The organism is Anaerocolumna sp. MB42-C2, assembly GCF_030913705.1.
Lineage (GTDB): Bacteria > Bacillota > Clostridia > Lachnospirales > Lachnospiraceae > Anaerocolumna.
This window is the reverse complement of record NZ_CP133190.1, coordinates 3,393,556-3,416,747: the sequence shown is the minus strand read 5'-3', so window position 1 is coordinate 3,416,747 and position 23,192 is coordinate 3,393,556. Positions and strand designations below refer to the sequence as shown.

Sequence of the window (23,192 nt, the reverse complement as noted above, 5' to 3'; positions counted from 1 at the left end):
ACTTTGAAACGATTTGTATTTGTTAATTATGAAAGTATTACTCAATAATAATTTATAATCAACATATAACCAGCTAGTTATATAAAATAATTAGAAATGCATAATGCATAAATTAATTATTTGTTTTTAACAGGTACGTTTCCTTTTCCATAATATGAAATCATATATAACTCTTCAAGTTCTGAAACAAGAGGGAGTCTAGGATTAGCTGTTGTACACTGATCACCAAATGCTAAATCCGCCAAAGAACCAACTTTTGCTAAGAAGTCTTTTTCGTCAATACCATATTCTTTTAAAGTTGCAGGTATTTCTAAGAAAGCGTTTAACTTCTCAATTTCAGTTGCAAGAATTTCAACTGCATCATCATTGTTCTTTGGTTTATATCCTAATTTATTCATTAAGGAAAAGATCTTGTCTCCTACGATGTAACTTTCATATTTTGGCCATGAAGTAAATTTAGTTGGGCAGGAAGTTCCGTTATAACGTACTACATGAGGCAATAATATAGCATTTGCACATCCATGAGGAACATGGTATTCTCCGCCAAGTTTATGAGCTAAAGAGTGGTTGATACCAAGAAAAGCGTTTGTAAATGCCATTCCTGCTATAGTTGAGGCGTTATGCATTTTTTCACGCGCTACCGGATCATTGGCACCAAATTCATATGACTTTTTAAGATAATTAAATACCATCTCAATTGCATGAATTGCAAGTGCATCCGTATAATCAGATGCTAAAATGGAGATATATGCTTCAATTGCATGTGTTAAAACATCCATTCCTGTCCAAGCGGTTGATTTTTTCGGAACTGACATAACAAAATCAGGGTCAATAATAGCAACATCAGGAGTTAATTCATAATCTGCTAAAGGATATTTTTTGTTTTCTGTTTTATCTGAAATAACAGCAAAAGAAGTAACTTCAGATCCAGTACCGGAAGTAGTAGGAATTGCTACTAATTTAGCTTTCTTTCCAAGCTGAGGGAATTTATAAGTTCTCTTTCTAATATCCAGGAATTTTAATGACATATTCTTGAAATCAGCTTCCGGATTCTCATAGAATAACCACATACCTTTTGCAGCGTCAATAGCAGAACCGCCACCTAAAGCAATTATTACATCCGGTTTGAACTTATTCATGGAATCTACACCTTTCATAATTGTTTCTAAAGATGGATCCGGTTCAACCTGATCAAAAATTTCGCAGTGAACATATTCTTCTCTTTTTCTTAATTGGTATAATACTTTATTTACGTATCCTAACTGAGTCATAGCAGGGTCAGTTACGATAAAAGCTTTGCTGATATTTGGCATTTTTGCTAAGTAAGCAGTTGATCCTGACTCAAAATATATTTTACTCGGTACTTTAAACCATTGCATATTATTTCTCCTCTTCGCTACTCGCTTGATGTTAACAAGATCTACAGCAGATACGTTGTGAGTAGTTGAATTGCCGCCATAAGAACCACATCCAAGTGTCAGAGAAGGCATGTTTGTGTTATATAAATCGCCAATAGCACCATGAGTAGACGGAGAATTAACTATAATACGACCGGTTTTCATACGATTAGAGAATTCTTCTATAACCTTTGAATCAGTAGAATGTAAAACGGAGGAGTGACCCATACCACCATTTGCAAGCATCTTTTCACATAATAACAGTCCGTCTTCAACATCATTAGCTTTAGCGACTGCTAATACAGGAGATAACTTTTCAATAGAAAGCGGGTAATCTCTTCCAACACCATCTAATTCGGTACATAAAATCTTAGTATTCTTCGGAATTGTAAATCCAGCAAGAGCAGCAATTTTAACAGGTGATTGACCAACAATATCTGGATTAACGGCTCTTTTTTCCAAATTAATTACTACAGGTTCAAGTTTCTTAATTTCTTCTTTTGTTGCAAAATAACATCCGGCTTTTTTCATTAATTCAATAACTTCTTTATATACAGGAGCTTCAATAATAGCAGCCTGTTCGGAAGCACAAATCATACCATTATCAAAAGATTTGGACAATACTAAATCGTTAACGGCTCTTTTTAATACAGCGGTTTTTTCTATAAAACAAGGAACATTACCAGGGCCAACACCTAGAGCAGGTTTTCCTGATGAATATGCTGCTTTAACCATTCCAGGGCCACCGGTGGCTAAGATACAAGCAACACCAGGATGATTCATAAGAACGGAAGTAGCTTCTACAGAGGGATACTCTATCCATTGAATACAATTTTTGGGAGCTCCTGCATTGATCGCTGCATCTAATAAAGTTTGAGCGGCTGCTTTTGAACACTGCTGAGCACTTGGATGAAAGCCAAAGATAATAGGATTACGTGTCTTTATACAGGAGATGATTTTAAACATGGTAGTAGAAGTAGGATTAGTAACAGGAGTAACACCGGCAACGATACCAATCGGTTCAGCAACCATCATATAATCTTCTTCTTCATTATCTTCAATAATGCCAACAGTTTTTTGATACTTAATAGAGTGCCAGATATATTCAGTAGCAAATATATTTTTGGTTATCTTATCTTCATAAATACCTCTACCTGTTTCTTCAACTGCCAATTTAGCTAATACCTGTTGTTTGGCGAGTCCGGCTAAAGCCATTTCATGTACTATATTATCAATAGTTGCTTGATCATAACTCATGAATTCTTTAAGAGCGACTTGCGCATTTTTAACCAGTAGATCTACATGTTCCTGAGGTGTTGGTTGTTGTTTTTTTTCACTCATAATTTAAAATCCTCCTATTAAAATAATTAAATTTATGTTAATTTATTAACAAATAACTTTAAATCTAGATTACAATTTGAATATATCAAAGAACACGAAATTTGTCAAATGAAATTTTATAAGTTATATACAAACCAATGTAAAAATTATTAAATATCAATTTATAAAAATATACATATTATACAAATCGGTTATAATTGATATATGAAATATACAAACAACACTTAATAAATTATACTTTATGTTAAAAATATAACAATATTAATTAATTTTTAATTAATCATAATATTGACATTAATTGTTTTATTGGATATTGTATTATATAGGTGGATAAGTAAGGCCTCGGGAAATTATTATACAATTAGACTTAATGCTCATTATCCCCAAATGCTTATATTATGAGGTGTTTCATATGAGAAGAATGTTACTTGATTCTATCAAGGGACATGAATTGCTTGCCAGAGATATCATAAGTAACAGTGGAATTGTAATCATGTCGGCAGGGTCGGTTGTTAAAAAGGAATATGTTAGAAGACTAATAGAATTAGATATATTTTATGTCTATGTTGAAGATGAATTATCCAAAGGGATTGCGGATGAGGATAACACAGAGGAAAAGATAAAAAATCAGTGTCAGGACATAGTTAAAAATATAATAGAAAAGTACTCTTATCAAGGGTATGGAGATTTAGAAAATATTCAAGAAGTAGCCGAGCAAATTATCGGAGATATGATACAACAGCCAGAAGTTCTTTTTAATATATCTGGAGTAAGAAGAAAAAGTGAAAGCACCTACTCACATTCCATAAATGTATGTGCCTTATCCGTATTACTGGCCTTAAGGATGAGACTACCGAAAGTGAAGGTACGAGAGATAGCTGTTGGAAGTCTTTTACATGATATAGGATACAATTCCATGCAATTTGATTTTATGAATAATAATTATACTGATTTTAATAAATTAGAGCAGAAAGAATTAAAGAAGCATGTTATTTATGGTTATTCCGCTGTAATTAAAGAAGACTGGTTAACTTTAGCTGCTAAAGATATTATATTATGTCATCATGAAAAATTAGATGGATCTGGTTATCCGTTTCATAAGAAAGCTGACAAAATTAAAATAGGAAGTAAAATAGTAGCTGTATGTGATGCTTTTGACAGTTTTGTTTATGGATTCCTATGTCCTAAAATGAAAGTACATCATGCAATTGATTATATTGTAAGTCAGGCCGGAGTAAAGTTTGATTTTGATATTGTAAATTGTTTTATTGAATCGGTTGCGGCATATCCAAATGGTACGATAGTAATTACAAACACTGGTGAAAAAGGAATTGTAATTAGGCAAAATGCAAAATGTCCGACAAGGCCTGTTTTACATATGATCTCGGATTCGAAGGGCAATAAATACACAACCTGGGTTGAGAAAGACTTAAACAAGGAATTGACTCTTATTATTGAGGATACAATCGAACTATGATAGTTAAGCTGAAATTCTTTCATCCTTAGCATCTTTTTGGGTGAAAGAATTTTTTGTCTAAACCGTAAATTAAATGTTACTGTACATTTTACTGCAATAAGCAGCAGCTCCGTTAATAATAACACGTTTTGCGATGTACACAAAAGACGAGGCATGTTCCTACGCCGCAATTCTCCGATTTTTGTGACAATGCAATCACAAAAAACACGACGCGTTTGTTGCCGGTGAATAGTAACATACTGTAATACTTTGACTCTTACAAATAGGAATAAATCTTGCAGATAACGTAAAAATATGATATAAGTAATAGATAAATATAATTTGAATAAATTTTAAGATAATGGGTATGATAAATAAGCTGAACTCCATATAATGAGGTAATACCCATTAAATATATAAGTTAGGTGGTGGATGATTGTGCATAGTTATTTAAGAGCAATAGGATTTAGTGAAGTGACAGATAGGATAGAATTAGAAAAATTGTTGGGCATAATCATAGATCAGCCAACAGAGAAAAAAGTATTTAATATGACAAATGAAAAAGTATTTACTGAGATAACGAAACTGTTTTCTAAACAGATGGGAATAACCTTACGGGGAGAAATTGATGCCAATGGTAAGTTTTATATGGAACATTATTTCCCATTTTATAAAAGCCAATATATGAGTACAAAAGAAGAGACATCTATTATTAAAAGAGTTGATGCGGAAGCTTATACCGGTATGTGCGATGACGTAAGGCTTGGTGTGTCGTTAATATTTTATTTGCAAAATGTAGTGGATTATTTAATTGATGGAAAAAATAAAACAGACAGACCGTTTCCGATTTTTTTATCAGCTTTGTCTATATCCGGAAAAATTATTCTTCCAATGGAGTTAGATGAAAAATTGGCTAAAAATAATAGTGCTGACGTACAGTATAGAAGACAATTAATAGCTGAAGCCAAGAAAGGTAATCAGGAAGCAATTGACAGTTTAACCATTGATGATATCGATATGTATGCTATGATATCTAGAAGGGCCAAGGTAGAAGATATCTATACAATTGTTGAGACAACATTCACCCCTTATGGTTCAGAATCAGATAATTATACGGTTTTGGGAACCATAACAGATATGGATGCTCTAATTAATGAGATAACAGGAGAAGAAATCTATAGCCTTATGATTTCTTGTAATGATGTTATTTTTCAAGTGGCAATCAATAAAAAGGATCTTCTTGGTGAACCGGTTGTGGGCAGAAGATTTAAAGGAAATATATGGTTGCAGGGGAATATCGATTTTAATTCAGAGAAATGTTTGAATTAAGGTTGACTAAATTCAAATTAAATAGTAGAATAGTTTTGCTGCTATATGGCAGGGAATGCATCTATAGCTCAGTAGGATAGAGCGACCGCCTCCTAAGCGGTAGGCCGCTGGTTCGAATCCAGTTAGGTGCATGATAATTTAAACCCCCTTAATAATACGAAGTTATGTTATAACGAGTATTATTAAGAGGGTTTTTTTATAAGTTAAAAGTCTACATAATCTTTTTTATTGTAATGTTTTTTTCTGCCTTTTTTCTCAAGATAGGTATTTCTTCTTTTACGAAATGGCAATTCAATAAATACCATGTATAAAAGAAAGCCTATTATAATACATCCAACAATAATAGTAATGATAACCGGTTTTAAATTATTGGAATCATCAAAACGGTTAACGCCCGGATTGTTACCGGAATCAGGAGATTTTGTAGGGGTTGGAATATAGGAACCCTTCAATACATTTTGTGAGGGTACATTATTATAAATGATATCAGCCGAACCAACAAAGGTATCACCATATGTGTATTGAATTGAGCCAATCACATTTTCGCCGTCCATAATTTTATCTAACGGTTTTAATACGATTTCTTTTTTTGCATCTTTGTAGTCAGCTGTGTTAGGTAGCACTATGTTTCCTTTAGAACTTATCTGGAGGTTGGAAGTAGTTCTGCTGAATAAAGGACTGTATTTTGCAAATAAAGGAGCTGTTTCTTCCATGTCCGGATTCTCTTTATCCGTAATATTATAAATTTTGAAATTATCAAAACCGTAATTTAATAAATTAGCCGTATCAGCATATTCATGTTGTATGCTGTCACAGTGCATAATTACGCTGATTAAAGTCATTCCATCCCGTTCTGCAAAGGTTACCAGGGTATATAAAGCTTTTGAAGTATAGCCGGTTTTACCGCCGATCACTCCATCATAATCCAGATCACCTTTTATAAACTTATGATGATTAGCCAGATACCTTGTCTCATTTTGTACATTAGTCGGAGGAATAGCATAGGTTCTGGTACCAGTTATTTTCCTGAACACATCATTGTTAATCGCTGCTCTTGAGATTAAAGCCATATCATAAGCAGAGGTATAATGATTTGGATTCGGTAAACCGTGAGGATTTACAAAATTGGTGTCGGTACAGCCCAGTTCAGCAGCTTTTTTGTTCATAAGATCTGCGAAAGACTCAACATTGCCGGAAATATGTTCAGCAATAGCATAAGATACTTCATTGGCTGATTCCAGCATAATTCCGTAAAGGCATTGTTCCATGGTAAGTTTTTCTCCCACATCAATACCGATTCGGCTGCTGTCCAAATCAACATCATAGATTGCTTTTTTCGAAAAAGTTACAGTTTCTCCAAGGGATGAATTTTCTATGGCCAATAAAGCAGTCATAATTTTAGTGATACTCGCCGGGAAGTAGGTCTTGTGGATATTTTTAGAATACAAAACAGCACCGGTAGAGGCTTCCATAACAATTGCTGCTTCGGAATTAACGGTAGGTTTGTTATCCGGCCATTTTATTTTAGAAGATTTTGTACTTTTTGTATCATTTATTTTAGCGGTAGATATAGCGTTTGAAACAGGGTTGGCATAACAGGTAGATATATTAATGAATAATAAGCACAGAATGCTTATTAGGGCTATAGACTTTTTCATAGTAACTCCTTTATATAAAACCGAATGGTATTTTTGATTTAGCAACATGTAAATATAATTTATTTATTTTCAAGTGAATAACTTTTATATTTATTTATATAAACTTATAAATTTAATTCAATTTAATTAATTTGTACAACTCACATCGAATCATAGTATATGAAAATAATACATATATTATAGATTATTTCCTCATTTGTATCAAGAAAAAATAAGATATTTAAGAAAAATTCACAATTCATAATTCGGCAAAATCTGGAGAAACGTATGAATATAAATAAATATAGATCCATAAGTAAGACTAAGTATAACCAAGTAAATCAAAAAAATCCCTACGCTAAAATTCTATTTCATGAGAGGGAATGGTATCGATAACATTTAGGATGGAAAACTGCGGTTTCTAACTTTCGTTAAACAAATAAATAAGGAACATCAAAATTATTTTATTAAAATAATTTTTGATGTCCCTCTTTTGTTAATAGCGGTATAACCTTAATGCTTTCATTACTGCTTAATAAATAAAATTTCCCGTCGTGTTTTTACTTTAATTTAGTAATTTCTATAATTACTTATTGTTATTTGGTGTTTTTCTGTCCATAATAAGCATTTTTACCGTGCTTCCGTAAGTAATGCTTATCCAATAGTTCTTGCTGCATAGGTGGTATAGTACCGCCGGAAAGAACAAGATTATGCCATGCCATAAATGCAACTTCTTCCAGAACGACAGCATTATGAACAGCATTATGCGGATCGTTTCCCCAGGTAAATGGTCCATGGCTGTATACAACGACCCCCGGAACATCTTCTGCTTTAATATCACCTTGTTGAAAACGTTCAATAATTACATTACCGGTTTCCTTTTCATAGGAGGAGCTGATCTCATCCGGAGTCATTTTACGGGTGCAGGGAATTTCTCCGTAAAAGTAGTCGGCATGAGTAGTGCCAAGAGCAGGGATTCCCTGCCCGGCTTGAGCAAACGTAGTTGCCCAACGGGAATGGGTATGTACAATTCCACCGATACCGGGAAATGCTTTATACAACTCCAGATGGGTTGCCGTATCGGAGGAAGGATTTAAATCTCCTTCTACGCGGTTACCGTTTAAATCTACAACAACCATATCGTCTGCTTTCATAACGTCATATTCCACACCGGATGGTTTAATTACGATATAACCGGATTCTCGGTCAATTCCTGAGACATTCCCCCAGGTAAATGTTATCAGCCCATATTTGGGCAATAACATGTTTGCTTCAAATACTTGTTTTTTTAATTTTTCTAACATGGGTTTTCCTTTCCGGGTTATATTCATTTTAGGTAACTGCGAAACGCAATATCCTGTAAAAATAACAGCTGTTTTAATCCTTCTATAGTAGTATCTTTACAAATGTGAACGTATTCAATGCCCATAATTTCAGCAAAATCCTGCATCTGTTCAGCAGTTAAATCATAGGAAAATACCGTATGGTGAGCTCCTCCGGCTAAGATCCAGCATTCTGCACCGGTTTTAAGATCCGGCATCGCTTTCCACATAACTCGGGCAACCGGAAGATTTGGCATTTCATAGATAGGTTTAACAGCTTCAACATCCTGTACAATTAAGCGGAAACGTCCGCCCATATCCACTAAGGAGGTTACAATAGCTTGACCGGGATGGCCCTCAAATACCAGGCGTGCAGGATCGGCTTTGCCTCCGATACCAAGTGGATGTACCTCAATTCTTGGTTTATCCGCTGCGAGGGTAGGGCATACTTCCAACATATGTGCTCCCAAGGATAACTCATTACCTTTGGTCAAATCATAAGTGTAATCTTCCATAAAAGCAGTTCCGCCGTTTAGACCATCCGCCATCTGTTTCATAATATGGGTCATGGCTGATACTTTCCAGTCTCCCTCTCCGCCGTATCCAAAACCGGCTTCCATTAATCTCTGACTGGCAAGGCCGGGTAATTGTTCCATACCATGCAGGTCTTCAAAGGTGTTGGTGTAGGCACCGCAGCCGGCTTCCAGCAGCATCTTTTTCATGGCAATCTCTAATTTGGCCTGATAACGGACAGCCTCCATATTATCGGTCGCGAGGATGTATTTTTCCTGATATTCTTTTATTAAAGAATCCACTTGTTCTTTTGTTACGGCATTAATTTCCAGTACCAGATCACCAACCGCGGTGGTATTAACCTGCCAGCCTAACTTAATCTGTGCCTCCACCTTATCGCCCTCAGTTACGGCAACCTGACGCATGTTATCTCCGAAACGCATTACTTTCAGATTTTTGCTTATAATCGCACCAACAGCTGAACGCATCCAGTTTCCGATTTTTTTCTGAACATCGTCATCTTCCCAGTAACCTGCTACAACTTTACGAGGTATACGCATTCTGGTTCCGATAAAACCATGTTCTCTGTCTCCATGGGCAGATTGGTTTAAATTCATAAAGTCCATATCAATTTCTTCATTGGGAATCGTACGGTTAAACTGGGTATGAAAATGGCAATATGGTTTTTCTAAAACGGATAATCCATTAATCCACATTTTAGAAGGTGAAAATGTATGCATCCAGGTAATGATACCGGCGCATTTTTCATCATAATTTGCTTCTTTGATTACTTTTGTAATTTCATCCGGAGTGGTAACAATGGGTTTATAAATTACGGAACATGGTATATTACCTGAATCATTTAAACCTTTAGCAATTATCTGAGAGTGGGAAGCAACCTTTTTAAGAGTCTCCGGACCGTAAAGGTGCTGAGAACCTGTAATAAACCAGAATTCATAACCTTTTATTGCTGACATAAATTATACCTCCTATCGTGTAATTAAGTATCAGTGTAATTATTAAAGTACGTACAACTATCTAACTTTTTTGACGCTTGAATCATATTATAAACTAAATTAATATACTTACCACTACGGGGCAGCTATACAGATTATTAAGATAAAACCGGTTAAACATGGGTGGTGTTTATCCGGTTTTATCTTTAAATCATTAGACACTCTGTTGTTTTTTGATCTCTTTTAACCGTTTCATTACATCATTTTCACCACGGCCGAAATAATCATGTAATTTGGAATACTCGGCGTACAATAAATCGTAGACTTCAGCATTCTCCTGGATTGGTGTATAAATGGTATCACGAAGTTTGCCCATTACACTGCCTGCTTTAAAGACATCATCATATCCGCCATTAATAGAACCGGCTGCAACGGCACCGAAGATTGCACTGCCAAGAGCAGGACCCTGGGTTGTTCCGCCGATTTTAATAGGAATCTGAATAATATCAGCATAAATCTGCATAGCCATAGGATTTTTAAGGGAAATTCCGCCGGATGCATAAAATTCATCTACCGGTACGCCGTTTGCACGGAAAGTCTCAATAATTTTTCTGGTACCATAAGCCGTTGCTTCAATTAACGCCCGGTACATTTCTTCCGGTTTCGTTTGAAGCGTCATACCTAATATCATACCGGTTAAATCTACATCTACTAATACGGAGCGGTTGCCATTCCACCAGTCAAGAGCAACTAAACCGCTCTGTCCGGGTTTTAATTGTTCTGCCTTTTGTGTTAAATATTGATGAATATTAAGGCCTTCTGCATTAGCTGCATCGTAATATTCTTTACTTACACAATTTTCAACAAACCAGGCAAAGTGGTCACCTACACAGGACTGACCGGCTTCGTAACCAAAGAAACCGGGGCATACACCGTCTTCTACAACACCGCACATTCCAGGAACGTTATGTTCTTCATCACTTAATAGAATGTGGCAGGTAGAGGTACCCATAATAGCCAGTAATTTACCCGGGCCGTCTATTGTAACAGCAGGGACGGTAACATGAGCATCCACATTGGCAACCGCAACGGCAGTACCAACTTTTAGTCCGGTCAGATTTGCTGCCTTTTCCGTAATTTCTCCGGCTTTTGAACCAAGTGGAGTAATCGGGCAGTTTAATTTATCATAAACTACATTTTCCAGTCTTGGATCCAGAGCTTTAAAGAAAGACTTATCCGGGTATCCGTTTTGTTTATGCCACATTGCTTTATAACCTGCGGTACAGGAATTTCTTGTCTGAACACCGGTTAATTGCCAGATTACCCAATCGGCTGCTTCCATAAAGAAATCAGCTTCATTATAAATATAAGGGGCTTCATCTAAAATCTGCCAGATTTTAGGAAACATCCATTCGGAAGAAATCTTTCCGCCATATCTGGCTAACCAGTCCTGATTCAAATCGGTTGCAATCTGATTCAATTTATTGGCTTTATCCTGTGCTGCATGATGTTTCCATAATTTTATATAGGCGTGAGGATCACTAATGTATTTCTCCAGCAGGCAAAGAGGGGTTCCGTCGGCTTTAACGGGAAGAATGGTACAAGCCGTAAAATCAATGCCGATACCGATAACATCTTCTGCTGATACACCTGATTGTTTTAATACGGCAGGTATGGTAGACCCAAATACATCCAGGTAGTCAGCAGGATGCTGCAGAGCCCAGTCAGGAGGCAGCTTCCTGCCATCCGGTAATGTTTCATCCATTACTCCATGGGGATATTCGTATGTAGCATCTGCTAATTCTTCCCCGGTTTCTACATTAACCAGCAATGCCCGCCCGGATAATGTACCAAAATCCACACCAATTGAATACTTTGGCATATAAAATACCTCCTAAATAAAATAAATATAGTTTGTTAAGGAGTTATGTAGCTCCTTGCAAATAGATTCACAGGGTACGCAGATGAAGATGTACGTACAAGTTAATGTATTTTTATTTTATATGAAAATACCTGAAAAAGCAAGTAATATAAATTACAATTTTTTTACCGAATCCCGGATTTTTAAAACAGGATCCAAAACCACATGTTCCGGTTTAGTTGATACATTAAGCTGTTGTAATATGATTTGCGCAGCTTTCTTTCCCACTTTTTTTGCAGGATAAACAATAGAGGTTAAATTAAGGACCATTTGTTTGGATAAAAAAGAGTCGTCAAAACTAACTATGGATATGTCGTCAGGAATGTTTTTCCCATTGCGCTTTAAGAGACGTACTAAGGAAGCCGCAACCAGGTCATTGTAACAAACTACGGAAGTAACCTCAGAAAGCCGATCCATAATAATATGATCCATGGAACCTTCAAAGTAATATTTAAAATCTTCAGTGGTATACCATATAATAGAGGTATCATTTATGGTAAGGTTATTCTTTTTAAGTGCTTTTAATAAACCCTCATACCGCTTAATGCCCTGAAAGTCATCAGATTTATAAAAGCCGCCTATGCATTTATGACCGTTTTGTATCAGAACATCCGCTACCATTTCACCGGCTTTTACATCATCCAATATAATGTAGGAATCGTTATAACCGCTGTAATAGCCGTTTATAAACACGGTTGGAATCTGGTTCTCTTTTATTTGTTCGTAAAGCCGTTTATTGAAGTTTGGAAGAGCTGATTTCGTGCCTTCTACTATGAAAGCATCCACTCCGCTCTGCATCATCTGGAGCAGGCAATTTTCCTCATCGGAGGGCTTATTGTGAGTAATTCCCAGGGACATGGTATAACCGCTGTCGGTTAAAACTTCTTCAATCCCGTGAATAATGCCGGGAAATACATAATCATCCAGGTATGTCGTAATAACACCAATTCGTTTGGTTTTATCGGCAGGTTCTTTTTTGACCGGAAAATTTACATAAGTTCCTCTTCCATGTTCTCTGATGAGAATACCCTCGGCAACCAGTGTACCGATTGCCTGTCTGACCGTCTGGCGGCTAATCATAAACCGGGAAGCCAATTCGTTCTCGGATGGAATCTTATCTCCGATTTTAAAGGTATTATCAGCGATATTTTTTTTAATCCATAAACTAAGTACCGCATGTTTGGAAAGCTCATTATTGTTCATATATGCACCGCGTTCTTCTCTGGTATAGGTAATTCATTCTTATCATTTTACTATAAAATTACCAGGTTGTAAATACAAGTATAAAAAGTGTACTATAAGTTAATACATTATTCAAAAATATAAGTTAAGGGAAAGAGATAATTGTTCCCTTAACTTATAAATATTTAAATTCCAATCAAGCGTTCTAAGGATGACCATAAGAGAAGCAACCAGGATAATGAGCTGTTTAAATGCCCATTACAAAGGTGTCATATTAGACAAAGTTAAATTTTGGTAATTCATAGGTCATGAGCTAGATATACGCCGGTGTTTTATTACTTTTAACCGAGTGAATTCTTCTCTTTCCCGTTCCTCTAGAAAATACTGGATTTCTCTGGATAATCCAGTATAATAAGGTATGGTTATATTTTTTAAAGCATTAGCCCTTTTTTGGGTTTTCTTAATATTAGCAGCCAGCCGGTAAGCAGAATTCTCTATCATAGCAAGTCTTAAAGTTAATTCTTTTACTTTTTTAAAATGACTGGCCGCTTCATCTAAGGATATCCTGGTATTATAAAAAGAATAAGTCGGTTTATTATCGGTTTTGTTAAATTCAACCAAGGGGATATCGGTTCCCATAATACTGCGCTGTTTAATCAAAATGGAAGTCTCCTCAGGTACGGTACTGCTCAAATCTTCTACATTACGTATACCCATCTCAATATTAGCCCGTTGCAGCGCCTGGTAGGCAGCGTTAAAGGTAATGTCAATTTCAGATTGAATGTTTTTGGCTTTATCAATTAATTCCAATAATTCATGGATTAAGATATTACGTTTCTTGTCCATTAGATCATAACCTTGTTTTGCCAGAGCTAAGGAGTTTTTGGCTAATATTAAGTTACCTTTAGTAGGAAAATTATTAGGGTCCATAGAAACCTCCTTTCATATATCTTATATTGGATTCGAGTGCCAAAAGGTCAATTTTATACTTTGGCTTCATCAATTTGCACAATTAATATTATGACCATGTGATGCAGAATATAGTTCATTCATAACACGCTCTCACTTGGATGAAGTACGAAGTGGTAAAAAGGCATCAAAATACAGGACCTAAGTACCAACGACTTCATACAGTTATTCATCGAACTATATTCTGCATCGCGCTAATGTTGAGTTATAGATATGCAAATCGACGAATGTGGATTATTTGTATGGCTTTTGAGACTCGAATCTATATAGGCAATTGCAAAATTATATGGCTTTTTTGAATATGCCATACAATTGATACTTGTTTCTAGTTTCAGTTGCCCACTGCAGTTCCGAAAATACCTATTTATTCCGAGTCCGGATATATATCCGTAGAAGGATGGTAATACTGCTCTAATATTTTTGTATCAACACGGTCTAATTCTTCTCTTGGCAGGATGGATAACAGCTTCCAGCCTTTATTTAAGGTATCAAGAATGGAGCGGTCTTCATTACGATTCTGGGCAATGAATTCCTGTTCCAGGGCGGTACCGAATTCAAGATACTTTTTATCTGCGGGAGATAATTCATCCTCACCGATAACGCTTGCTAAATTTCTGGCTTCACCAACCCGGGCATAGGAAGAAAACAGCTGATTAGCCAGATCCTGATGGTCCTCTCTGGTATATCCAAGCCCAATGCCGTCTTTCATTAAACGGGAAAGTGAAGGGAGAATACTAATGGGAGGGTAAATAGCTTTCTGATGCAAGGTACGGTCTAATACAATCTGCCCCTCGGTAATATACCCGGTAAGATCGGGTATCGGGTGTGTTATATCATCATTTGGCATGGTAAGAATAGGTATCTGGGTGACGGAACCCTTAGAACCTCTCACGATTCCGGCACGTTCATAAAGAGTGGCAAGTTCGCTGTATAAATAACCGGGATAACCCTTTCTGCTTGGGATTTCTCCTTTAGAAGAAGAGACCTCACGCATTGCCTCTGCAAATGAAGTTACGTCCGTTAAAATAACCAGGATGTGTTTCCCTTTTTCAAATGCCAGATACTCTGCAGCCGTTAAGGCCACTCTGGGAGTAATCAACCTTTCCACTACCGGATCATTAGCAAGATTTAAGTACATGACCACATGGGAACTGGCCCCGCTGTCAAGAAAGGCACGGCGGAAAAAATCCGCTACGTCATGCTTAACACCCATTGCGGCGAATACAATAGCAAACTCCTCGTCACTGTTTTCACCAAGGGATGCCTGTCTTACGATCTGGGCAGCCAGCTGATCGTGGGGAAGACCATTACCGGAAAATATAGGAAGCTTTTGTCCTCTGATAAGGGTAGTAAGACAGTCGATGGCAGATATTCCGGTTTTAATATAATTACGAGGATATTCCCTGGCGCAGGGATTAAGAGGCTGTCCGTTTACGTCCCGCTTTTGTTCTGGGATAATATTACCCAGGCCGTCAATGGGTTGCCCCACACCGTTAAAAATACGGCCTAATATATCCTCTGAAAGGGCCATTTCCATTGGATGTCCGGTTAATTTAGTATGGGTATTATTTAAAGACATATCCTCCGTTCCCTGAAACACCTGGATTACTGCCTTATCTTCATATACTTCAATAATTCTGCCTATCTTTTTCTTACCCTCTACGGATAACTCTACGATTTCATCATAAGATGCATCACGAATCCCTTCCAGAGCAATTAAGGGGCCGTTAATTTCACTAAGACCCAGATATTCAATTGACATAGGATCTCCTCCTTACGCATTTTTAAGTAAGACCTGTTGATAAAATTCATCGATCATAATCCTGTATTGGTCGAATTTATCCAATTCCTCATTGGACACATCATATTTTATGGAAATAATCTTTTCAAATATATCTTCCTGCTTTAATACTGACATAGGCATATCCATAGCAATTAATTGTTTGGTTTTGGTATACAAATACAGTATGGTCCGCATCATTTTAAGCTGTTTTATTAATGGCACAAAGGTATCGGAGGGATGATAGGCATTCTGCTGAACAAAACCTAAACGTATGACTCGTGCAATTTCCAGAATCAGTTTCTGATCATCCGGAAGCACATCGCTTCCGATTAATTTAACGATCTCATTCAACTGGCTTTCCTGAGTTAGGATACTAAGCAGCTGATTTCTGCAGTCTACAAAGTCATTTCCTACATTTGCCGTATACCAGGGGGAGAGATCGGATAAATATTCACTGTAACTGGTAAGCCACTGAATTGCCGGAAAATGTCTGGCATATGCCAAAGATTTATCGAGGGCCCAGAAACAACGGACAAACCGCTTGGTATTTTGGGTAACCGGTTCAGAGAAGTCGCCCCCCTGGGGAGATACAGCACCTATAATGGAGACGCTTCCCTCGGTGCCATTTAAGTTCTCCATAAATCCGGCTCTTTCATAAAAGCCGGATAAACGGGAAGCTAAATAGGCCGGAAAACCTTCTTCCGCCGGCATCTCTTCCAGACGTCCGGATAATTCCCTTAAGGCTTCTGCCCAACGTGAGGTGGAATCAGCCATGATGGCTACATGATACCCCATATCACGGTAATACTCGGCCAGAGTGATACCGGTGTAGATACTGGCCTCTCTGGCAGCAACGGGCATATTGGAGGTATTGGCGATAAGGGTGGTCCTGTCAAGGAGAGGATTACCTGATTTCGGATCGACCAGTTTTGAGAAATCTTCTAAAACTTCCGTCATTTCATTTCCCCGTTCGCCGCATCCAATGTAAATAATAATGTCCGCATCCGACCATTTGGCCAGTTGATGCTGAGTCATGGTTTTTCCTGTGCCGAATCCGCCCGGTATGGCAGCGGTACCTCCTTTTGCTATGGGAAACAAGGTATCCAGAATCCGCTGACCGGTAATTAACGGCCGGTCTGAAGAGAAGCGCTTATTTACCGGTCTTGGGACACGAATCGGCCACTTTTGTGTTAAAGTTAGTATCTTTTCCTCTCCTTGGAAATCTTTTAAAGTAATAATCGGATCATTAATGGTATATTTACCATCAGAAACAACCTTTGTGACAATACCCGACATTCCGGGTGGGACCATGGCTTTATGCAGTATCGCCGGGGTTTCAGGTACTTCGGCAAAAATTCCGCCGCCATATAGCTCATCTCCGGTTTTAACGGTAATATGGACATCCCACAGTTTAGTTATATCCAGGGGTTCTACACTGATACCGCGTGTTATATAGATGCCGGAGCGGGATTGAATTTCTTTTAAGGGACGTTCTATGCCGTCAAAAATATTACTGATAACTCCAGGAGCAAGGGTTACGGAGATAGCGGCACCGGTAGACGTCACTTCTTCCCCCGGTTTTAGTCCGGAGGTTTCCTCATATACCTGGATGGTTGTTTCTTTTTTGGTAAGCCCGATTACTTCACCCACTAAATTTTGCTTACCGACCAGGACCATTTCCCCCATTTTAAAACTCTGATTTCCTGATACGTATACAATTGGTCCGTTAATGCCAAAGATTAAGCCCGTTTTATTCATAAATGGAATATCTCCTTTCTTTTGAGGCTTAATTAGGCACTTGCAAATAAGTGCCAGCTATTGAATTACATATGAGTTTTTCAACTCTTCTAATTTTGTTAAAAACGAATTGTCAATCAATATATTTCTTTCATGGATTACAGCCCGGATACCTCCGATAAAATCCCTGTTGCTGATGGTTAAGGAGGCTTTTGTTTTATCCTCTAAAGAGGTTTTTAAACCTTCATCCGAGGGATTTATATAAATAGTCATATCTTCTCCATTGGCATAATTCATGGCTTCACTGATTTGCTTGCAAAGAAGATTAAAGTAATCCGGTGAGTTTATGAACCCTTTTAATTTTTCGGTTGCTTCCGCAAACAGTTTTTCCGATAATTCCGCAGATTTATCACTGATTTTTCGTTTCAACTTGATAGCTTCCGCGGAAAGGGTACGGTTTTTCTCCTGAAGCAGTTTTTCAGATTCTCCCTGGTAAAGAGCTTCGGCTTTTCTTTCGGCTTCTTTTTTATATTCATCATAGATTTCCTTAAGAGATTTCTTATATTCTTCTACGATCTGAACATTTTGATTTGTAGCACTATCTATGGCAGCATGATAAAATTGATCTAATTTTTCATCTAAAGTCATACGGAGTCTCCTTCCTTTAAATTTACGCAAGAGCCTATATCTTTATCCCTATCGCTTCATTTACGTAAGAAGTAATGAAATCAGGTTTCCGTCCGGTTCCGTGCCGGTCCGGTATTTCCACGATCAGAGGCAGCTTCCGGTTTAATTTTACGTCGTTAATAATATCCGGAAATTCTGCACTTAGTTTTTCGGTTATTAATACAACTCCGATGGTTTTGTCTGTCAGCACCGTATCAAGCTGCTGTTTTAAGTGATCTCTTGAATGTATAACCACACCGTTTACTCCGGCAAGGCGCATTCCGGTATAGGTATCCACATTATCACTGATGAGAAACATTCGCATAGGATTCCCTCCTTAAGGCTTAACCTAAGATGGTAAAAGAAACAATTAATCCGTAAAGGGCAATTCCTTCTGCCAAAGCAACAAAAATCAGAGCTTTACCCATAATACTGGAATCTTCGCTCATCGCACCTAATGCGGCAGAGGCTGCCGAGGCAACAGCGATTCCGCCGCCGATACAGGATAAACCGGTGGCAAGTGCGGCAGCCATGTACCTCCATCCATCTGTAGCGGAAGCGGTAACTGTGTTAGTATCAGCAGCAAAAACCTGGCCGTTCCATAATAAAATGTCAGCTATTATTAAGGAACCAAAGAAAAATAAAGCATTGCAGGCAAGAGCTGCTTTTAAATTGCCTTTTTTCTTTTCACCCAGTAAAAATGCACCGAAGGGTATCATAATACTTAAAATCAATGCTGCAATGAAAGTTATTTTTAACAACATAATATAGACCTCCTTTAATGGTTGTATGGTTTAAAAACTTTGCCGTTTCCTTTATAAAAACGGCTGAACATTTCATAATATTCCAGACGCAGGACCTGGATGCCTACGATAAGGCCCTCCATGCCGGCAACGAATGCATTGCCTAATACTAAAATAAAAATATTCGGATTGGCGGATTCGACACCCGCTAATAACATAACCACCCCCATCATTGCTGCATGGCTTAAAGCAAATGCACCAACCCTAAGGAAAGAAATAGAGTTAGTCACATAACTTAACAGAATTTCAAATAATTCAAAAAAAGATTCTATAAAAAACATGGCTTTATTATCCGGAAATATTTTCGTTTTCTTTTCCACAATATGAGAAAGGGGTTCCCTGAAAAATATGAGCAGTAACGGAACAGCAAAAAACAGGATTAAAATAATGGCAGCAGGAAGATGTTTTCCGTTATATAGGAGCAGGACACAGGTTATGGCTGCACCATAAAAAACAAGCCCCGCAAAACCATTGGTATCAAAAAATATTTTTTCGGTATCTTTTGCTTTAATGCCGTTTATTATGTTAAGTATCATTGAGATTAAGATTAATATAACACCAAAACCGACAGCGGCCATTAAGACGGTCATTACGTTATCCATTGGACTTAACCACAAGTGAGGAATAACATCTTCAAAACCAAAGATACTTCCATATAAAAATCCCATAATGGTAGAGAAAATCCCGGCAGTAGCTATAATAGCGGCAAGATTCATCTTCTTAAATTTATAAATCAGTGTTCCGCCGATAACGAGGCAAAGCCCTTGTCCGACGTCGCCAAACATAATACCGAAAAGCATTGAATAGGTAATGGCAACGAAAGAAGTAGGATCAATTTCATTATAGGCAGGCAGGCCATACATTTTAATAAACATTTCGAAAGGTCTGAAAAGCCGTATGTTTTTCAGTTTGGTAGGAGGTTTTGTAATCATGTCTTCATGATTGTCCTCCGATAAGCAATAAACATTGGGGTCATTTTCAATTTCTTTTAAGAAAGAGCGGGTATTATCCTCCGTCATCCAACCGCATAATATAAAATAAAATAAGTCACTGTCGGAGGATTTAGTGCAGGCAGCTAATTTCCTTACATCAAAATTCTTAGAAAAAGTACTTAAAGTGTCATAAGCCAGAAGAATATCATCTGATCTATTTATTAGTTTTTCTTTTTCCTGTGCAGAAATTTCTTTAATCTTATCAAGGACTGTATCCAGCTTGTCAGAAATTAATTTATATGCTTCCTCCGGTGTGCCCTCGTATTCGGCAGGCAGATAAATCCGTTCAAAATGCAGTGAGGAATAGATGGCATCTATCTTAACGGAATAGGCAGCAGGAACAAAGTAAACACCCCAGATATATTCTGCATCACTGTCACATTCAAAAAATAGTGTAGTTAAATTATCATATACATACCTGGAAAACTTATTAAAATATTCATGTGAAATTCTACCGAAACGGAATTTTGTAAATTTAAAATTTAATATTTTATTAATCTCATAATCCAGATGACGAAACGGAATTATTTTTGACTGCAAATCCCTAAGGTGCTCCCGCTCCTCCTTTAATTCATTTTTTCTTTTATCCAATTCCTCCAGTTCGGCCGAAAGGGAATAAATCAGATCAGAAGCGGCACCGGGAGATAAACTGTTAACTACAGCCGGAACCTTATTATCAAATTTGTCAACAAGGTCTTCTGCTTTTAGAAGGACATCCTTATAAGGATTTATCTCTATAAAAGGTTTTAAATCATGTACCGATTTAAGTTCGGATAAAGCATTCTCCAGATGTATTTCATATTTGTTCAGATAAATATTTACCACACGGTCAAAATCACTTTTCGGCCCGGTGATGCTTAGAAATTTCATTTTTTCAATCATTATTTCACCTCCTCTAAATTAAGTCAGAACGTATTTTAAAGTTTCCTGGGGACCAAGCTTATATCGAATGCATTCCAGTGCTGTAATCAGACGTCGGATTTCCGTTTGTTTCTGGTACAAATAATAATTGACCGGTGACATGGAAGCCGGGTATAAGGACGAATTGTCTTTATATATTTTTTCAATCAGCTTCTGACAGGTGTTTTCCATAGAGCCATCTGCCATGGAGGATATAAGAGGTTCATAATGAGTTGCTTTGATTAAGGTGATAAATTCTTCAATAGATGCTGCATCCATAAGCTGCACCAGTTTTGCTTTGGTTAGTTTATATGTTATTGGTATAACATAGGCGTAAGAGTCGGTAGAGCGTACATTAAAGTACTTTTTAGAACGATATAACCACAGAACGTTAAGCAGGTCAATTTCTGAGCCCAGCCGGTGAGTGAAAGCCGATTGATTTTCTCCTTTTAGAAGTTTATCTTTTAATTGCCAGGCTTTTTTAAAATAGTATATATCCAGCTGCATCTGACAATCAAAAGGGGTCGGAGGCTGGGTAGTGGACAGGTTATTTAACAGAGAATAATAAGGGGTATCTTTTAAATTATTAATATATTCCGTTATAGATTGGGAGGAAGTCAAAGTTTTAATATCTATATTGGAATGACGGTCAAAAAAAGGAGTGAATATATCCAAAGTATAATCTTTGATGTTAGCATAAATCATTAGCAGACAAGACTTTAAAACATCAACCTCATAACGAAAGAAAATTAAATTTAAATCATTTCTTTGTTCCAGATCAGCAAACTCATATATTTTAGAAAAATCCTGATACAAGCCGTTTATAAAAACCTTTTCTGCCTGTCCGCGATGTAACACATGTTCATCATAATTATAAAATATTTCCCGGTATCCGGGGTGGTTTTTTAGAAATGCGATAAATTCAGACGTTGATTCTAAATTGGCAATGACCTGATAATCCTCAGAATGTATCAGATTAGCCTGCATTGCCCGAATCTTAGTAACAATTCCGCCATAAGATAATAAATTACCCATCAGTTTCCTCCTTTTTTATGAACTTATTACCTCGTTAACTATTCTATCTGTAAGGGATGTGTGATTCTTTTGATAATTTTCATCCATGAAAGCGATATGTTTTATACAATCGTTAGTTAAGTTTTCCATTTCCTGATTTAATTCCTTTTCCGCCTGAACCTTTAATTGTTCCAGTTTTAAGGCATTATCAGCAGTTATTTTTTTATCCAGGGATTCCATGTCTTCTTGCAGTTTTTCGTGTAATTTAGCTTTTTCTTCGTTGGCCCGCTTGACGATTTGATTTGCCTTTTCTTCAATATCATATAATAGATTAATTACTCTTTCCATATTTCTCACCCTTCACACCTTTCGACATGACGCTGTCTTACGTCAATCGGTTTAAAGTAAGTAAAACTTACCCGTTAAATCAATTTAATAATATGTATATATATTACTATATTTTCCGCAAATTACCATAGTTAAATTGCACAAATTAATATTTTAATTGTTTTTCTCTAACACTATGTTATAATGTAAAACGGTATTTTATCTTTCGATTCGGGTAGAAGGAATTGTTTATCCCTTTATAATAGAATTTTAATGGAAAGGTATGGGAAGCTTTATGAGATTAAGGAATGTAACAGGATCCAGGGAAGTAATAGCGGCAAATGAATATGTGGTGCATGATCCTGAAAATTTAAAGGGAAAATGGAATGAATTTTTCGAAAATGATAATCCGATTCATATAGAAATTGGTATGGGTAAAGGAAAGTTTTTAGTTCAGCTTGCACTTTTAAATCCGGATATTAATTATATTGGTATTGAAAAGTACTCCAGTGTTTTAATCCGCGCAGTCGAAAAGAGAAAAGAATCAGAACTAAAGAATCTATGGCTGATACGTTTTGATGCAGAATATATTAATGATATATTTGATAAAAATGAGATAGAAAGAATATATCTAAACTTTTCTGATCCCTGGCCGAAAGACCGTCATGCTAAAAGAAGACTTACTTCAAAGGAATTTTTGGCCAAATACGATAAATTTTTAAAACCGGACGGAGAAGTTATTTTTAAAACAGATAATCGCATTTTATTTGATTTTTCTCTGGAGCAGGTGGAAACAGCGGGGTGGAAATTACGCAACTTTACCTATGATTTACATCATAGTGAATACGCCGAGGGCAACGTAAAAACCGAATATGAAGAAAAGTTCTCGTCAATGGGAAATCCCATTCACAGATTAGAAGCCTACCGATAAGGTTGAAAGAAGTAGA

18 protein-coding genes and 1 tRNA gene are annotated in these 23,192 nt (G+C 36.8%); 4 read left to right on the top strand and 15 right to left on the bottom strand.

What is annotated here, in order from left to right; translation table 11 throughout:
* Window positions 1–116 precede the first annotated feature (116 nt).
* Entirely contained in the window at window positions 117–2,738 is a 2,622-nt protein-coding gene (adhE, locus tag RBU59_RS15070) for a bifunctional acetaldehyde-CoA/alcohol dehydrogenase (protein WP_308143346.1), read from the bottom strand.
* Window positions 2,739–3,150: 412 nt separating this feature from the next.
* Here adhE and RBU59_RS15065 point away from each other — a divergent pair, with 412 nt between their 5' ends.
* From RBU59_RS15065 to RBU59_RS15055, 3 genes are all read left to right on the top strand, one after another.
* Window positions 3,151–4,215, top strand: a complete 1,065-nt coding sequence (locus RBU59_RS15065) for an HD-GYP domain-containing protein (RefSeq protein WP_308143345.1) — start codon at window positions 3,151–3,153, stop codon at window positions 4,213–4,215.
* A gap of 417 nt (window positions 4,216–4,632) precedes the next feature.
* The gene (locus tag RBU59_RS15060; RefSeq protein WP_308143344.1) at window positions 4,633–5,523 is read left to right on the top strand and encodes a DUF3881 family protein; all 891 of its coding nucleotides are present in this window, start codon (window positions 4,633–4,635) and stop codon (window positions 5,521–5,523) included.
* 57 nt (window positions 5,524–5,580) lie between these two features.
* Window positions 5,581–5,654, top strand: a tRNA-Arg gene (locus tag RBU59_RS15055).
* Window positions 5,655–5,726: 72 nt separating this feature from the next.
* On the opposite strand, the gene RBU59_RS15050 is transcribed toward RBU59_RS15055, so the two are convergent.
* From RBU59_RS15050 to RBU59_RS14985, 14 genes are all read right to left on the bottom strand, one after another.
* Entirely contained in the window at window positions 5,727–7,181 is a 1,455-nt protein-coding gene (locus RBU59_RS15050) for a D-alanyl-D-alanine carboxypeptidase family protein (RefSeq protein ID WP_308143343.1), read from the bottom strand.
* Window positions 7,182–7,756: 575 nt separating this feature from the next.
* Window positions 7,757–8,464: an L-ribulose-5-phosphate 4-epimerase gene (gene araD / locus RBU59_RS15045; protein WP_308143342.1), complete on the bottom strand. Its 708-nt coding sequence runs from the start codon at window positions 8,462–8,464 to the stop codon at window positions 7,757–7,759.
* Window positions 8,465–8,487: 23 nt separating this feature from the next.
* On the bottom strand, window positions 8,488–9,972 hold the full coding sequence (araA, locus tag RBU59_RS15040; protein ID WP_308143341.1) for an L-arabinose isomerase: 1,485 nt from the start codon (window positions 9,970–9,972) through the stop codon (window positions 8,488–8,490).
* Window positions 9,973–10,165: 193 nt separating this feature from the next.
* On the bottom strand, window positions 10,166–11,833 hold the full coding sequence (gene araB, locus RBU59_RS15035) for a ribulokinase (protein ID WP_308143340.1): 1,668 nt from the start codon (window positions 11,831–11,833) through the stop codon (window positions 10,166–10,168).
* A 153-nt stretch (window positions 11,834–11,986) separates the two neighbouring features.
* On the bottom strand, window positions 11,987–13,075 hold the full coding sequence (locus tag RBU59_RS15030; RefSeq protein ID WP_308143339.1) for a GntR family transcriptional regulator: 1,089 nt from the start codon (window positions 13,073–13,075) through the stop codon (window positions 11,987–11,989).
* A 285-nt stretch (window positions 13,076–13,360) separates the two neighbouring features.
* Window positions 13,361–13,984 carry a V-type ATP synthase subunit D gene (locus RBU59_RS15025; RefSeq protein ID WP_308143338.1) on the bottom strand — a complete coding sequence of 208 codons (624 nt, stop codon included), beginning with the start codon at window positions 13,982–13,984 and terminating at the stop codon, window positions 13,361–13,363.
* A gap of 403 nt (window positions 13,985–14,387) precedes the next feature.
* Window positions 14,388–15,785, bottom strand: a complete 1,398-nt coding sequence (locus RBU59_RS15020; RefSeq protein ID WP_308143337.1) for a V-type ATP synthase subunit B — start codon at window positions 15,783–15,785, stop codon at window positions 14,388–14,390.
* Between the two features lie 12 nt (window positions 15,786–15,797).
* The gene (locus tag RBU59_RS15015; RefSeq protein WP_308143336.1) at window positions 15,798–17,564 is read right to left on the bottom strand and encodes a V-type ATP synthase subunit A; all 1,767 of its coding nucleotides are present in this window, start codon (window positions 17,562–17,564) and stop codon (window positions 15,798–15,800) included.
* Between the two features lie 57 nt (window positions 17,565–17,621).
* Entirely contained in the window at window positions 17,622–18,191 is a 570-nt protein-coding gene (locus RBU59_RS15010) for a V-type ATP synthase subunit E (protein WP_308143335.1), read from the bottom strand.
* 34 nt (window positions 18,192–18,225) lie between these two features.
* Window positions 18,226–18,534, bottom strand: coding sequence for a V-type ATP synthase subunit F (locus RBU59_RS15005; protein WP_308143334.1), 309 nt, complete (start codon window positions 18,532–18,534; stop codon window positions 18,226–18,228).
* A 19-nt stretch (window positions 18,535–18,553) separates the two neighbouring features.
* The gene (locus RBU59_RS15000; protein ID WP_308143333.1) at window positions 18,554–18,973 is read right to left on the bottom strand and encodes an ATP synthase subunit C; all 420 of its coding nucleotides are present in this window, start codon (window positions 18,971–18,973) and stop codon (window positions 18,554–18,556) included.
* A gap of 14 nt (window positions 18,974–18,987) precedes the next feature.
* Window positions 18,988–20,886 carry a V-type ATP synthase subunit I gene (locus RBU59_RS14995; protein WP_308143332.1) on the bottom strand — a complete coding sequence of 633 codons (1,899 nt, stop codon included), beginning with the start codon at window positions 20,884–20,886 and terminating at the stop codon, window positions 18,988–18,990.
* An 18-nt stretch (window positions 20,887–20,904) separates the two neighbouring features.
* Entirely contained in the window at window positions 20,905–21,939 is a 1,035-nt protein-coding gene (locus RBU59_RS14990; RefSeq protein ID WP_308143331.1) for a V0D/AC39 family V-type ATPase subunit, read from the bottom strand.
* Between the two features lie 15 nt (window positions 21,940–21,954).
* Window positions 21,955–22,266, bottom strand: coding sequence for a hypothetical protein (locus RBU59_RS14985; protein WP_308143330.1), 312 nt, complete (start codon window positions 22,264–22,266; stop codon window positions 21,955–21,957).
* Window positions 22,267–22,540: 274 nt separating this feature from the next.
* Between RBU59_RS14985 and trmB the strand changes: the two genes are divergently transcribed.
* The gene (gene trmB, locus RBU59_RS14980; protein WP_308143329.1) at window positions 22,541–23,176 is read left to right on the top strand and encodes a tRNA (guanosine(46)-N7)-methyltransferase TrmB; all 636 of its coding nucleotides are present in this window, start codon (window positions 22,541–22,543) and stop codon (window positions 23,174–23,176) included.
* Window positions 23,177–23,192 lie beyond the last annotated feature (16 nt).

Excerpts from the sequence above, each read along its gene's own strand:
- adhE (WP_308143346.1), bottom strand. The coding sequence starts at position 2,738 with ATGAGTGAAAAAAAACAACAACCAACACCTCAGGAACATGTAGATCTA.
- RBU59_RS15065 (WP_308143345.1), top strand. The coding sequence starts at position 3,151 with ATGAGAAGAATGTTACTTGATTCTATCAAGGGACATGAATTGCTTGCC.
- RBU59_RS15050 (WP_308143343.1), bottom strand. The coding sequence starts at position 7,181 with ATGAAAAAGTCTATAGCCCTAATAAGCATTCTGTGCTTATTATTCATT.
- araD (WP_308143342.1), bottom strand. The coding sequence starts at position 8,464 with ATGTTAGAAAAATTAAAAAAACAAGTATTTGAAGCAAACATGTTATTG.
- araA (WP_308143341.1), bottom strand. The coding sequence starts at position 9,972 with ATGTCAGCAATAAAAGGTTATGAATTCTGGTTTATTACAGGTTCTCAG.
- araB (WP_308143340.1), bottom strand. The coding sequence starts at position 11,833 with ATGCCAAAGTATTCAATTGGTGTGGATTTTGGTACATTATCCGGGCGG.
- RBU59_RS15030 (WP_308143339.1), bottom strand. The coding sequence starts at position 13,075 with ATGAACAATAATGAGCTTTCCAAACATGCGGTACTTAGTTTATGGATT.
- RBU59_RS15025 (WP_308143338.1), bottom strand. The coding sequence starts at position 13,984 with ATGGACCCTAATAATTTTCCTACTAAAGGTAACTTAATATTAGCCAAA.
- RBU59_RS15020 (WP_308143337.1), bottom strand. The coding sequence starts at position 15,785 with ATGTCAATTGAATATCTGGGTCTTAGTGAAATTAACGGCCCCTTAATT.
- RBU59_RS15015 (WP_308143336.1), bottom strand. The coding sequence starts at position 17,564 with ATGAATAAAACGGGCTTAATCTTTGGCATTAACGGACCAATTGTATAC.
- RBU59_RS15010 (WP_308143335.1), bottom strand. The coding sequence starts at position 18,191 with ATGACTTTAGATGAAAAATTAGATCAATTTTATCATGCTGCCATAGAT.
- RBU59_RS15005 (WP_308143334.1), bottom strand. The coding sequence starts at position 18,534 with ATGCGAATGTTTCTCATCAGTGATAATGTGGATACCTATACCGGAATG.
- RBU59_RS15000 (WP_308143333.1), bottom strand. The coding sequence starts at position 18,973 with ATGTTGTTAAAAATAACTTTCATTGCAGCATTGATTTTAAGTATTATG.
- RBU59_RS14995 (WP_308143332.1), bottom strand. The coding sequence starts at position 20,886 with ATGATTGAAAAAATGAAATTTCTAAGCATCACCGGGCCGAAAAGTGAT.
- RBU59_RS14990 (WP_308143331.1), bottom strand. The coding sequence starts at position 21,939 with ATGGGTAATTTATTATCTTATGGCGGAATTGTTACTAAGATTCGGGCA.
- RBU59_RS14985 (WP_308143330.1), bottom strand. The coding sequence starts at position 22,266 with ATGGAAAGAGTAATTAATCTATTATATGATATTGAAGAAAAGGCAAAT.
- trmB (WP_308143329.1), top strand. The coding sequence starts at position 22,541 with ATGAGATTAAGGAATGTAACAGGATCCAGGGAAGTAATAGCGGCAAAT.